The following is a 12,541-nucleotide window of genomic DNA, read 5'->3' as shown; positions in this document are numbered from 1 at the left end:
CGATGCCCGGCGAGGGCGGGGACGGCGGCACCGCGGCCACGACGGCTCACGGAGCCTCCGGTGTGCGCACCGCGGCCGCCGGCACCAGGGCCGGGTCGACGCCCGCGTGGGCGGCCAGTTCACGCGCCCGGGGCCCCTTGAGCAGTTTCGCCGCGGGGGCGGCCTCGGTCGGGCCGGTGCCGTAGGAGGGGCACATCGGCGCCAGCGTGCACGCACCGCAGGCCGGCTTGCGGGCGTGGCAGACCCGCCGGCCGTGGAAGATCACCCGGTGCGACAGCATGGTCCAGTCGCGCTTCTCGATCAGGTCGGCCACCTGGAACTCGATCTTCACGGGGTCTTCCTCGCGGACCCAGCCGAAGCGGTTGACCAGGCGCCGGAAGTGGGTGTCGACGGTGAGACCGGGGACGTCGAACGCGTTGCCGAGGACCACGTTCGCCGTCTTACGCCCGATGCCGGGCAGCGTCACCAGGTCGTCCAGCCGGCCCGGGACCTCGCCGTCGTACCGCTCGACCAGTGCCTGGCCCAGTTTGATCAGCGAGTCGGTCTTGGCCCGGAAGAAGCCGGTGGGCCGCAGCACCTCCTCCAGCTCGGCGCGGTCGGCGGCGGCGTAGTCGGCGGCGGTGCGGTAGCGCTTGAAGACGGTCGGGGTGACCTCGTTGACCCGCACGTCGGTGGTCTGCGCGGACAGCACGGTGGCGACCGCCAACTCCAGCGGCGACGTGAAGTCGAGCTCGCAGTGCGCGTCGGGATGGGTGTCGGCCAGTTCCCTGGCCATCTTGCGGGCCCGGCGCTTGCGTCCGACCGGGGTCTCGGCCGCGAATCGCTTCGCCGATCGGGTGAGCACAGCCGTCGCGGGCGCAGCAGCGGGACGAGTCACCGATAAAGAGTACGTCGAACCCCCGACAGCAATGTCACGCCGGAGGGGAGATCGATCCGTCCGCACCGATCTCTGCCGCGGTCTCCCCGAAATCCCTCCCGGACAACTGGGCCACCAGCTTCCGGCCGCGCTCCCCGGACCGGTCCCGGGTCGGCACCCCGGCCGAGTCCAGGTAGGTGGAGAGGAACTTCCCGCCGGCCCACTCGCCGTCCGGGGTGAGCGAGACGTGCAGGATGCCGCTGTACTTGAGCACGCCGTCACGGGACAGCGTCCGGCCGCCGCCGGCGAAGTTGCCCAGGCTGTACGCGATCAGCCGGCCGCGGTAGAACTCCATCCCGCGCAGCACGTGCGGGCCGTGCCCGACCACCACGTCGGCGCCGGCGTCGATCACGGCACGGCTGAACGCCATCGGGTCGCCGCGGTTCTCCCCGAAGAACGTCTCGGTGCCGGGCCGGACCCGGGTACGGTCCGAGCCCTCGGCTCCCATGTGCACCTGCACCACCACGACGTCGGCCTGCCCGGCCGCCCGGCGTACCACCTCGCGCGCCTGGGCCAGGTCGTTGAGCCGGTTCGCCCCGGCGTACGAGGAGAAGCCCACCGCGGCGACCCGCACGCCCTTGACCTCGACGACGGTGATCTGGTCCAGCGCGCCGGTGTGCTCGAGCCCGGCGTCCTCCAGTGCCCGCACGGTGTTGCGGTAGCCCCGCGCGCCGAAGTCGTTGGAGTGGTTGTTCGCGGTGTTGAGCAGGTGGAAGCCGGCGTCCGACAGGTGCTCGGCGTACGCCGGCGGGGCGCGGAACGCGTAGCAGTTGGGGCGCGGCGGCGACCCGCACTTGGAGGCGCCGGTGTCCCCGGTGAGCGGCTGTTCCAGGTTGCCCATCACCAGGTCGGACCTGAGGCCCTCGCGGACCGAGTCGAAGAAGCCGTCGCCGCCGGCCGCGGGCAGCCGGTCGGGGGCGCTGCCCATGATGATGTCGCCGGTGGCGGACAGGGTGATCGCGGCGGGAGTGCCCGTTTTGTCCGCAGACGGCGCGGACGGTGCCGGAGCGGCGGGCGGTGCCGGCTCCCAGCGCGCCGGTGCCGGGTCCCCGAGGTTGGCCAGGGCCACACCGCCCAGACCCATGCCGAGCAGGGCGGCGAGGGCGATGGTCACGGTGAGCAGCGGCCGGCCGAAGAGGCCGCGCCGCGGTGGGGAGGGCTGGGCGTCCATCGACCGTGACGATACCGTCGGAGGGGCGGCCGGGACGACCGACGTTCGGGCACCGATTGCTCACCGGGAGCGGCGGAAAACACCGGCCGTCGGAACCGCATCGGTTACCCTGCGGTACCTGGATCAAGGGGTGCCCGCCCGTTTCCGGCCTGCGTGCGCCTAGACTGATCGAGCGCAGGCGTTGCGCGCATTCGGAGGTGCGGCGATGGATGAGGTACTGGCTCGCAGCGGGATCTTCCAGGGCGTGGACCCGGAGGCTGCGGAGGCGCTCGCCAAGGAGATGGACACGATCGAGGTCCGCAAGGGCGACGTGGTCTTCAACGAGGGCGAGGCCGGCGACAGCCTGTACATCGTTCTCTCCGGCAAGATCAAGCTGGGGCGGCGTGCGGCGGACGGCCGGCAGAACCTGGTCTCCATCATGGGACCGTCCGACATGCTCGGCGAACTGTCGCTGTTCGACCCGGGGCCGCGCACCGCGACGGCGACCGCGGTGACCGACAGCAGGCTGGCCCGCCTCAAGAAGTCGTCGCTGCGGCCCTGGCTGAACAACCGGCCGGAGATAGCCGAACAGTTGCTGCGGGTGCTGGCCCGCAGGCTGCGCCGGACGAACGACGCCCTGGCCGACCTGATCTTCACGGACGTGCCCGGCCGGGTGGCGAAGAACCTGCTGCAGATGGCCGGCCGGTTCGGCACCCGGGACGGCGGCGTCCTGCGGGTCACCCACGACCTGACCCAGGAGGAGCTGGCCCAGCTCGTCGGCGCCTCCCGGGAGACCGTCAACAAGGCACTCGCCGACTTCGCGTCCCGTGCCTGGCTGCGGTTGGACGGCAAGAGTGTGATCATCCTGGATCCCGAGCGCCTGGCGCGCCGCGCTCGCGTCTGACCTGCCTGAACGTTCCGAGGGGCCGTCCGCCTGGACGGCCCCTCGAAGCATGTTCGGGGCCCGCTCCCGGCCACCTGATCAGGGGACGAAGCCGCCTCATCAAGATCCGTGTCGCACCCGCCCGGCCGCTCGTTACGGAGGTGGTCGAGAGGCACGACATTTCATCGAGGGGGCGGGGATCGTGAGCAAGGTGGGAGCCGGCGGGGCCGGGGCGACAGCGTGACCGTGCTCGACACCGCGATCGACCCGCGTAGCGCCGCCTACCTGGAGAGCCGTAGCGCGATGCTGGCGCGCCTGGCCGACCTGGAGACGGCGCTGGACGCGGCGCGGGCCGGCGGCGGTGAGAAGTGGGTGACCCGGCACCACGCCCGCGGCAAACTGCTGCCCCGCGAGCGGGTGGAGATGCTCCTCGACCAGGACAGCCCGTTCCTGGAGTTGTCGCCGGTGGCGGCGTGGGGCTCGGAGTACCCGGTGGGTGCCAGCGTGGTGACCGGCATCGGCGTGGTCGAGGGCGTCGAGTGCATGATCATCGCGAACGATCCGACGGTGGACGGCGGCGCCGTCAACCCGTACACCGTGGAGAAGATCCGGCGGGCCGCCCGGATCGCCTCGGTCAACCGCCTGCCGCTGGTGAATCTCGTGGAGTCGACCGGCGCGGCGGCGCCGGCCGGTCCGCCGCCCGGCGGGGCCATCGCCCGCGACCTCAGTCAGCTCACCGCCGAACGGGTGCCGACCGTCTGCGTGGTGTTCGGCGCGACCACCGGCGACGCAGCGTACCTGCCGGCGCTCTCCGACTACACGATCATGGTGCGCGGCCACGCGAAGGTGCTCACCATCCACCCGCAGCCGGTCCGGGCGGGCGCGAACGGCCGGCCCGGTCCGGAGGTACGCAGCGCGCCGACCGTCTCCGCGGGCGTGACCGGCCCGGCGGACCAGCTCGCCGAGGACGAACGCGACGGCCTGCGCCTGGCCCGCCAGTGCGTCCGCCGCTTCAACTGGCGCAAGCGCGGTCCCCGGCCGCGCACGGTCCCGCCCCCGGAGCCCCGGTACGCCGCCGAGGACCTGCTCACCGTGGCCGGCGGCCGGTCCGGTGCGCCGTTCGACCCGCGCGAGGTGCTGGCCCGGATCCTCGACGACAGCGACTTCGACGAGTTCAAGCCGACCCACGGCACCTCGTTGGTGACCGGCTGGGGCGAACTGCACGGCTATCCGGTCGGCGTGCTCGCCAATCTGGGCGGCGCGTTCACCCCGGCCGAGACGCAGAAGGCCGTGCACTTCATCCAGCTGGCCAACGCGACCGACACCACGCTGCTGTTCGTCCAGTACACCGACGCGTCCGACACCGAGGACCGGGAGGCGGCGGACGTCCGGCACGGCGCGCCGCTGGTGCACGCGGTCGCCAAGTCGACCGTGCCGCACCTGACGCTGATGATCGGTGGCACGCCGGCCGAGGAGCTGGGCGGCGTCTACGGCCGCGCGTACGAACCGCGGTTCCTGTTCAGCTGGCCGGTGGAACGACCGGCGGACGCTTCCCCCGCCCGCCGCAAGCTTCCCGACGACGGCGTGATCGACCCCCGTGACACCCGTACCGTGCTCGGCCTCTGCCTCTCCGCGGTGCACAGTGCCGCGGTCGAGGGCGCCGAGCACGTCGGTGTCTTCCGCCCCTGAGAAAGCGCGCCCGGAGAACGTTTCGTGGCCCGGAAAGGTATACCAGTGATCCGACGTCTTCTGGTGGCCGATCGCGGTGAGATCGGCCGCCGGGTCTTCGCGACCTGCCGCCTGGTCGGCATCGAGACGGTCGCCGTCTACGCCGATAGCGACGCGGACGCCCCGCACGTCACCGAGGCCGACTACGCGGTGCATCTGTCCGGCGGCACCCCCTCCGCCACCTACCTGCGCGGGGACCTGCTGATCGCCGCGGCGCAGCGGTCCGGCGCGAACGCCGTCCATCCGGGCAACGGCCCGCTGGCCGAGGACCCCGACTTCGCGACCGCGGTCGCGGACGCCGGGATGATCTGGGTCGGCCCGCCGCCGAAGACGCTCGGCACGCTGCACCGCAAGTGCGAGACGAAGACGGTGGTCGCCGAGGCCGGCGTGCCGGTGCTGCCGACCTGGACCGACCCGGCGGCGGTGACCGAGTTCCCGGTGCTGATCAAGCCGTCGTCCGGCACCGGCGGCACCGGCATGCGGGTGGTGCGGGACGCGGTGGCGCTGGCCGAGGCGGTCGCGGCCACCCGGCAGGAGGTGGGCGGCGACGTCTACTGCGAGCCGTACGTCGGCAACGTGCGGCACATCGAGATCCCGATCCTGGCCGACGCGCACGGCGCGGTGGTGCCGTTCGGCGAGCGGGAGTGCTCGGTGCAGCGCCGCTACCAGGCGATCGTCGAGGAGACCCCGTCACCGGCGGTGGATCCGGCGCTGCGCGAGGAGCTGTGCCGGGCGGCCATCCTGGCGGTCCGGGCCCTCGGGTACGTCGGCGTCGGCGCGGTGGAGTTCCTGCTCGACCAGGACGGCTCGTTCTGGTTCCTGGAGCTGACGCCCACCCTGCAGGTCGAGCACGCGGTCACCGAGTGTGTCTCCGGCTACGACCTGGTCCGCCTGCAGTTGCTGGTGGCCGAGGGCGGGAGCCTGCCGATGCCCGGCCCGCCGCCGATCCGCGGGCACGCCATCGAGGTGCGGTTGTGCGCCGAGGACCCGGCGTACGCCTGGCTGCCGGCCACCGGCACGCTGCACCGTTTCGCCGTCCCGGACGTGGCCGGCTCGTTCCGTCCGCTGTCCCAGCCGGGCCTGCGCCTGGACGCCGGGGTGGCCGACGGCTCGGTGGTCGGCCAGCACCACGATCCGATGCTGGCCAAGCTGGTGGCCTGGGCGCCGACCCGTCAGGAGGCCGCGCGGATGCTGGCGTCGGCGCTGGCCCGTACCCAGTTGCACGGCGTGGTGTCCAATCGCGACCTGCTGGTCCGGGTGCTGCGGCACCCGTCGTTCCGGGCCGGCGAGGTGGACACCGGCTTCCTGGACCGGCATCCGGAGGTCTTCGCGCCGCTGCTGTCCTCGGTGGACGCGGTCCGCATCTCCTGCCTGGCCGCCGCGCTGGCCGGTGCGGCCGCCCGCCGGGCCGCCGCACCGGTGCTGGCGTCGCTGCCGTCCGGGTGGCGCAACGTCCCGTCCGGTTCGCAGACCGCGGTGTACGACGGCCCGGCCGGCCCGGTCGAGGTCGGCTACCGGATGAACCGGCACGGCGAACTCGCCGGCTGGTGGGTCCGCGCGGTGGACCCGGAGGAGCTGGACCTGGCCGGGCTCGGGCAGGCGCCTACCATCGACGACCACCCGCCGACCGTGGTGGTGCACGCCGACGGCACCCGGGTGGTGCTGGACATCAACGGCATCCGGCTGACGTTCAAGGTGCACCGGGTGGGCGAGGTCTCCTACGTGGACAGCCCGGAGGGCTCGGTCACGTTGCGCGAGCTGTCCCGGTTCCCGCTGCCCGCGCCGGAGGCCGCCGAGGGCTCGCTGATCGCCCCGCTGCCGGGCGCGGTCCGGCGCGTCCTGGTGGTGCCGGGCCAGCGGGTCCGGGCCGGCGAGTTGCTGCTCACGCTGGAGGCGATGAAGCTGGAGCACCCGGTGCACGCGCCGTCGGCCGGCGTGGTGGCGTCGCTGCCGGTGCAGCCGGGCGCCGAGGTGGACACCGGCGAACTGCTCGCCGTGCTCGACCCGGAGTGAGCGGTCAGCCGGCCCGGGCGGCGAGGCAGTAGAACGTGCGGTCGTCGCCGGCCGGCGGCAGCACCGAGAACGACCAGCCGTCGGTGCCGGTCGCCGAGGTGGCCCGCCGGAACGCCGGCTCGCTGCACACCCGGCGCACGGTCGGGTCGGACGTGACGGCTTCGCGGTCGGCCGGGTCCACCCCGGGCGGTAACGTCCCGGTGGCGAACGTCGACCAGCCGATCGGCGCCGACGACGCCACCGGCACCTGGGTGTCCGCGATGGACAGCCGGCTCGCGACGGCCCGCACCACACCGCGCTGGCCGGAGGCCACCCAGGCCCCGCCGAGCCCGGCGATCAGCAGCAGCAGAATGCCGAAGCCGCCGAACAGCCACTTCCGCTTGCCGCGCTTGCGATCGCCGGTGTGCACGGTCGGCGTCTCGTCGCCCTGGGTCGGCGTGACCGGCGGCACCGGACGCGGCTGCCGGTAGGCCGGCGGCGGCGAGGTGTAGGTGGACGCCCGGTAGACCGTGTGCGGTGCGGGCGCGGCGTCCGGACCGAGGTGCAGCCCGGCCAGCAGGTCACGCAGTTGTTCCGCGCTGGGCCGGGCGCGCGGTTCGTTGGCCATGCCGTGCCGGAGCACGTCGGTCAGCGCCCGCGGCACGCCCGGCAGGTCCGGGATGGGCTGGTCGAACAGGTCCATCAGGGTGATCAGGCTGGGGCTGCGGTTCGTGTCCCAGCGCGGCGGCGCCCCGCGCATCACCGCGTACAGGGTCGCGCACAGGGCGTAGATGTCGACCGCGCCGGACGGACTGTCGTGGCGGAACATCTCGGGCGGCGCGTACGCCGGGGTGAGCACCTCGAGCGTCACCGAGGAGTCGCGCATCTCGCCCAGTACGGCCAGCCCGAAGTCGGCCAGCACCGCGGGGTTGAACTGCGAGTACAGGATGTTCGCCGGCTTCACGTCGCGGTGCAGCACACCGTTGGCGTGCGAGTGCACCAGCGCGTCGGCGATCTTCACGCCGAGGTCGCGGGCCTCCGCGGCGCCGAGCGGCGAGACCCGCATCCGGTCCAGGTACGACCCGTCGCACAGCTCCATGATCAGGTACGGGTGCTGGTCGACCGTGACGCCCACGTCGAACAGGTCGACCACGTGCGGGTGGGACGACATCCGCCCGGCGGCCTTCGCCTCGCGCAGGAACCGGGCCTGGTCCCGCGGGTTGTCCAGGGTCCGGTTCTCCACCTTGATGGCGACCTCGCGGCCGACCGAGTCCTGGGTGGCGCGGTAGACGGTGGCGTACCCACCTCGGGCCATGACCGACAAACCGGACATGCCTGGCACGTACGGCGTGGGCAGGGCGCCAGGCGGAGTGTCCGTCACGGTAATGAAAATACGCCAGACCGGACCGAGATCATCCCGGCACGTCAGACGCGTAGGCGACAGATTTGTTCCGGTCCACGATGGGCAGTGCCAATGCGTCCCGCAGTTCCTCCGCCGCGGCCCGGTCTCCGGCCTGTTCCGTGGAGTACGCCAGCATCACCGCCTCCTCCGCCGCCTGCCGCGCCTCCACCGTGCGGCCGGCCGCGGCGAGCACCCGGGCCAGTACACAGGCGGTGACCACGCCGCTACGGATGTCCTCGGCCGGCACCGTGTCGGCCCGGCGGATCCAACTCAGTGCCACGTCCACCCGCCCGTCGGCGAGCAGCGCGGACGCGTACGACGCCAGCGCGTGCCGGCGGGAGAACAGCAACGACGGCGCCCCGGTGTCGCTGGCGATCGGCGCGAGCAATCCGACCGCGGTCGCCGGGTCACCGGCCCGCAGCCGCGCCTCGGCGAGCAGCACCCGCGGGCCGACCTGCGCCGGTGCCAGCGGGTTGTGCGGCTCCACCGACGTCATCACCCGCCGCGCGTCGGCCTCGGCGGCGGCCACGTCGCCGCGCTGCAACGCGACGAACCCGCGCAGCGTGCCGGCCATCCCGAGCAGCAGCGGGTGGCCGGTCTTGTCGGCATACCCCAGGGCGTCGGTGAGCAGGTCGCCGGCGTGGTCCAGCTCGCCCAGCCCGCGGGCGATCGCACCGCGGACCACCAGCGCCAGACCCCGGCCCCAGTCGTCGGAGACCGCGGCGAACTCCCGGTACGCCCGGCGGGCCTGCCGGTCGGCCTCGGCCATGTCGCCCAGTTCCGAGGACGCGTACGCCTCGACCGCACGCAGCGTGCCCACCGCCCAGCCCTCGCCGACCCGCTCGCCGAACGGCAGGAAGATCCGGGCCAGCCGCCGCGCCTCGGACAACCGGCCGGACAGCAGCCGGGCGAACGCGGTGGTGCCGCGCAGCCAGGACCGGCCCACCGGGTCACCCAGCTCGGCGAAGAGCCGGGCGGCGCGGCCCAGCACCGCATCCGTACCGGAGAAGTCACCGCGCGTGGTGGTCACCCAGGCCAGGTTCTGCAACGCCCAAGCCTGGCCGTGCCGGTCGCCGGCCGCCAGCGTCACCTGGTACGCCGCGGCGAACCGGCTGCTCGCCTGGCTGAGCTTGCCGGCCAGGAAGTCGGCCATGCCCAGCCGGCGCATCGCGTTGGCGCGTTCCGGGGCCAGTTCGGCCTCCGTCGCCACCTGCAGCGCCTCCTGCCAGGCCGCCACCGCCTGGGCACCGTCGCCCAGCGCCTCGTGCGCGCGGCCGGTGACCAGCAGCGCCTCGGCCCGGCACACCGGCTCGTCGGCGGCCGCCTCGGCGATCTTCTCGCCGTGCGCCAGCGCCTCCTCGGCACGGCCCAGCCGCAGCAACGCGCGGGCGTGCACCAGCTGGTCCGGCAGCGGCAGGCCGTCCTCACTCAGCGCGGCGGCGCGTTCGGCGTACTCGATCGACGCGGCCGGTTCGACATTGGCCAGTGCCCGCCGGGCCAGCCGGCCCAGTGCGGCCACCCCGAGCGGCGCGACGTCCCGGGCCGGCGCGTCGGCGCGCAGCCGGACCGCATCGGCCAGCGCGACCGCGCACTCGACGTGGGTGACCACGAACGCGTCCCGCTCGTTGGAGGTCAGGCTCAACCGGCCGGCCGCGTCGTACCCCAGCTCGGTGATCGTCTCGGGGGCCGCCCAGCGCGCCAGATAGGCATGTTTGTCGGCCAGGTCGGCCTTGCCGATGCCGCGGTACGCGGCCTCCCGCATCAGCGGGGTGCTGAACGCGAACCCGCCGCGCACCCGGTGCAGCATGCGCCGCTGCAACAGCTCGTCGACGGAACGTTCGAGTTCCACCGCGGCGACCGCGCCGGGCAGGGCATCGGTGGCGGTACGCCGGTCCCGCAGCGCCTCGATGACCCCGGCCGGCACGGTGTCGCCGACCACCGCCGCGTCCCGCAGCACCGCCCGCGGCTCGGCCGGCAGCGCGTCGATCCGGGCGGCCAGCACGGCGGCCAGGTCCCGGGAGAGCAACTGGCTGCCCAGCGATCCGGCGGCGAGTTCCCAGCGGCCGGCCGCGTTGGCGCCCACCGCCGGGGTCAGCGCCCCCCGCTCCATCAGCAGCGTGACCAGCTCGGCCAGGTAGAACGGGTTGCCCTGCGCGGTGGCCAGCAGCCGGTCCGCGTCGGCGCGCGGCAGCTTCCCACCGTTCAGGTACGACGTGAGCAGCCGGGAGGCGTCCGCGCCGCGCAGCGGCGGCAGCGTGTGCACCTCGGCGTCGGCCAGCCGGGTCAGCGCCCCGGCGGTACGGACCAGCTCCGGGCGGCCGAGCAGCAGCACCACCACCGAGCCGTCCAGCCGGGACAGCGTGCTGCCGAGGGCGTCGATGGTGGACGCGGTGGCGTCGTGCAGGTCGTCCACGACCACCACCAGCGGCGCCTCCCGGGCCAGCGCGTTGAGCAGGTCGGCGACCGCCACCGAGATGGCCTCGCCGTCGAGCCGGTTGGCGCTGGGCGTGGACCAGTCCGCCCCGGCGGCCGGGCTCACCGGCGCGGACGGCACCTCGCCGTAGCCGAGCAGCGCGAGCAGCCGGTCGAGGTCGATGTCCGTGCCGTCGGCGTCCCGGCCCAGCCGGGTGACCAGCCGGCGCAGCCGCTCCTCGACCACCGGGCGGGTGATCGTCGCGGTGACGTCCTTGGGCAGGCCGGCGGATTTCCGGACCAGATCGGCCAGCGGCGCGAACCGGCGGCGCTCGCCGAACGCGACGCAGCGCACCCGCAGCACCCGGGCACCTACGTGCCCGCCGAACCGGGCCGTGCCCCGATTGACAGAGGGCCCGACGTCGTACCCGGCGGCGAGCCGCTTCACCTCGTTGGCGAACCGGGTCTTGCCGATGCCGGCCTCGGCGGTCATCACCATCACCCGGGGCGTGCCGGTGTCGATCACCTCGGCCAGCCGGCCGGCCACCCGGCCCAGCTCCGCCTCGCGGCCCACGAACGGCGCCTCGTCGCCCAGGCCGGACCGGGTGCCGGGAGCGTCGTGCAGGCCCAGCAGCTCGAACGCCGGCACCGGCTCCCGCTTGCCCTTCAGCCGCAGCGCCCGCAGCTGCCGCCAGGACGCCACGTGCCGGGTGCCGGCCGAGGTCCGGGCGCCGGCATAGACCGCGCCCACCGCGGCCGCGTCGGCCAGCCGGGCGGCGGTGTTCACCGTGTCGCCGATGACCGTGTACTCCAGCGCCGCCTGGATGCCGGCCACCACCTCGCCGGTGTTCAGGCCGACCCGCAGGCCGAGCGGCGCGCCGCCGCCCCGCTCGTCGTCGAGCACCCGGCGGACCGCGCGCTGCATGCTCAGTGCGGCCCGGACCGCCCGTTCGGCGTCGTCCTCGTGCGCCACCGGGGCGCCGAAGACCGCCATGATGCCGTCGCCGGTGAGCTTGTCGACGTGCCCGCCGAACGTCTTCACGGCGCCGGCCAGCGCGGCCAGCACCCGGTCGGTGACCGCGCCGACCCGTTCCGGGTCCAGGTCCTCCGACCAGGAGGTGAAGTCGGAGAGGTCGCCGAACAGCACGGTCACGATCCGGCGCTCGGCCGCCGGGAGGGTGGCGGCGGCGGGCAGCGCGGCTCCGCAGTTGTGGCAGAAACGGGCGCCGGGAACGGCCACAGTTCCACACACAGGACAGGTCACAGCCGGTCCAACTGTTCCGGGCCCGGTTGTGATTCCCGCCTCAGGTAGGCGAGTTGCGCGCGGGCCGACCACTCGGCCGCGAACCGTACCCCCGGATCGATGTCCGGATAGACCCGATCGACCACCGCCTCGGGGGTGTCCGCCCCGGCCGCCACCGCGGCCCGGACCTGCTCGAGCCGCTCCTGGCGGTGGGCCAGATAGGCCCGGGCCGCCGCGGCGCAGTCGGCCAGCGCCGGGCCGTGGCCGGGCAGCAACATCCGGGGGTACGCGGTGAGCTTCGCCAGGCTGTCCAGGTAGTCCGCCAGGTCGCCGTCCGGCCAGGCCACCACGGTGGTGCCCCGGCCCAGCACGGTGTCGCCGGTGAACACCGCGCCCGCGGTCACGAAACACACCGAGTCGGCGGTGTGGCCCGGCGTCGGCAGCACCTCGATCTCGAATCCGCCGAGCCGGAGCACGCCGGCGGTCAGCGGCTCGGCGTGGCGCGCGTGCTCCGGTGCGGCCGCCAGCACGGGCACGCCACCGAGCCGGTCGGACAGCTCCGCGACCCCCTCGACGTGATCCTGGTGGCCGTGCGTGACCAGAATGGCGGTCACCGGGGCGTGCTCGGCGATCGCGCTCAGGTGCCCGGCGTGCCGGGGACCCGGGTCGATCACCACGGTCTCCGCCGCCCCCGGGGCGCGCAGCAGCCAGGTATTGGTGCCGTCCAGCGTCATCGGACCCGGGTTCGGGGCACGCAGCAGCGACACTCCACCCGGAAGTTGCTCGACCCCGACGCCCCCCACGTACCGGATGGT

8 protein-coding genes are annotated in these 12,541 nt (G+C 74.1%); 3 read left to right on the top strand and 5 right to left on the bottom strand.

Going from position 1 to position 12,541, the window contains the following annotated elements:
- Positions 1-46 precede the first annotated feature (46 nt).
- On the bottom strand, positions 47-844 hold the full coding sequence (nth, locus tag LDL48_RS23690) for an endonuclease III (protein ID WP_308016486.1): 798 nt from the start codon (positions 842-844) through the stop codon (positions 47-49).
- Between the two features lie 67 nt (positions 845-911).
- Positions 912-2,087, bottom strand: a complete 1,176-nt coding sequence (locus LDL48_RS23685; protein ID WP_225257397.1) for a CapA family protein — start codon at positions 2,085-2,087, stop codon at positions 912-914.
- A gap of 205 nt (positions 2,088-2,292) precedes the next feature.
- Here LDL48_RS23685 and LDL48_RS23680 point away from each other — a divergent pair, with 205 nt between their 5' ends.
- The 3 genes from LDL48_RS23680 (at position 2,293) to LDL48_RS23670 (ending at position 6,690) form a co-directional block, all read left to right on the top strand.
- Positions 2,293-2,970: a Crp/Fnr family transcriptional regulator gene (locus tag LDL48_RS23680; protein ID WP_014447921.1), complete on the top strand. Its 678-nt coding sequence runs from the start codon at positions 2,293-2,295 to the stop codon at positions 2,968-2,970.
- Between the two features lie 219 nt (positions 2,971-3,189).
- Positions 3,190-4,638 (top strand): acyl-CoA carboxylase subunit beta, encoded by a 1,449-nt coding sequence (locus LDL48_RS23675; protein ID WP_225257396.1) that lies wholly within the window; start codon positions 3,190-3,192, stop codon positions 4,636-4,638.
- Positions 4,639-4,683: 45 nt separating this feature from the next.
- Entirely contained in the window at positions 4,684-6,690 is a 2,007-nt protein-coding gene (locus LDL48_RS23670) for an ATP-binding protein (protein ID WP_225257395.1), read from the top strand.
- 4 nt (positions 6,691-6,694) lie between these two features.
- On the opposite strand, the gene LDL48_RS23665 is transcribed toward LDL48_RS23670, so the two are convergent.
- Genes LDL48_RS23665 through LDL48_RS23655 form a run of 3 tightly spaced genes read right to left on the bottom strand, consistent with a single transcriptional unit; the run spans position 6,695 to position 12,538 of the window.
- Positions 6,695-8,050: a serine/threonine-protein kinase gene (locus LDL48_RS23665; protein WP_225257394.1), complete on the bottom strand. Its 1,356-nt coding sequence runs from the start codon at positions 8,048-8,050 to the stop codon at positions 6,695-6,697.
- A gap of 31 nt (positions 8,051-8,081) precedes the next feature.
- Positions 8,082-11,747 carry an adenylate/guanylate cyclase domain-containing protein gene (locus tag LDL48_RS23660; RefSeq protein WP_225257393.1) on the bottom strand — a complete coding sequence of 1,222 codons (3,666 nt, stop codon included), beginning with the start codon at positions 11,745-11,747 and terminating at the stop codon, positions 8,082-8,084.
- Positions 11,744-12,538, bottom strand: coding sequence for an MBL fold metallo-hydrolase (locus LDL48_RS23655; RefSeq protein WP_225257449.1), 795 nt, complete (start codon positions 12,536-12,538; stop codon positions 11,744-11,746). Before LDL48_RS23655 ends, LDL48_RS23660 begins: the two co-directional genes overlap by 4 nt.
- Between the last annotated feature and the right edge of the window lie 3 nt (positions 12,539-12,541).

Origin of the sequence: Jidongwangia harbinensis (assembly GCF_020216025.1) — a bacterium.
Classification (GTDB): Bacteria; Actinomycetota; Actinomycetes; order Mycobacteriales; family Micromonosporaceae; genus Actinoplanes; species Actinoplanes harbinensis.
Note: the sequence above shows the minus strand (reverse complement) of the source record. Positions and strands in the feature narration are given on the sequence as shown.

What these genes read in the sequence shown, in the direction of transcription:
- LDL48_RS23685 (WP_225257397.1), bottom strand. Translation starts at nt 2,087, where the DNA reads ATGGACGCCCAGCCCTCCCCACCGCGGCGCGGCCTCTTCGGCCGGCCG.
- LDL48_RS23680 (WP_014447921.1), top strand. Translation starts at nt 2,293, where the DNA reads ATGGATGAGGTACTGGCTCGCAGCGGGATCTTCCAGGGCGTGGACCCG.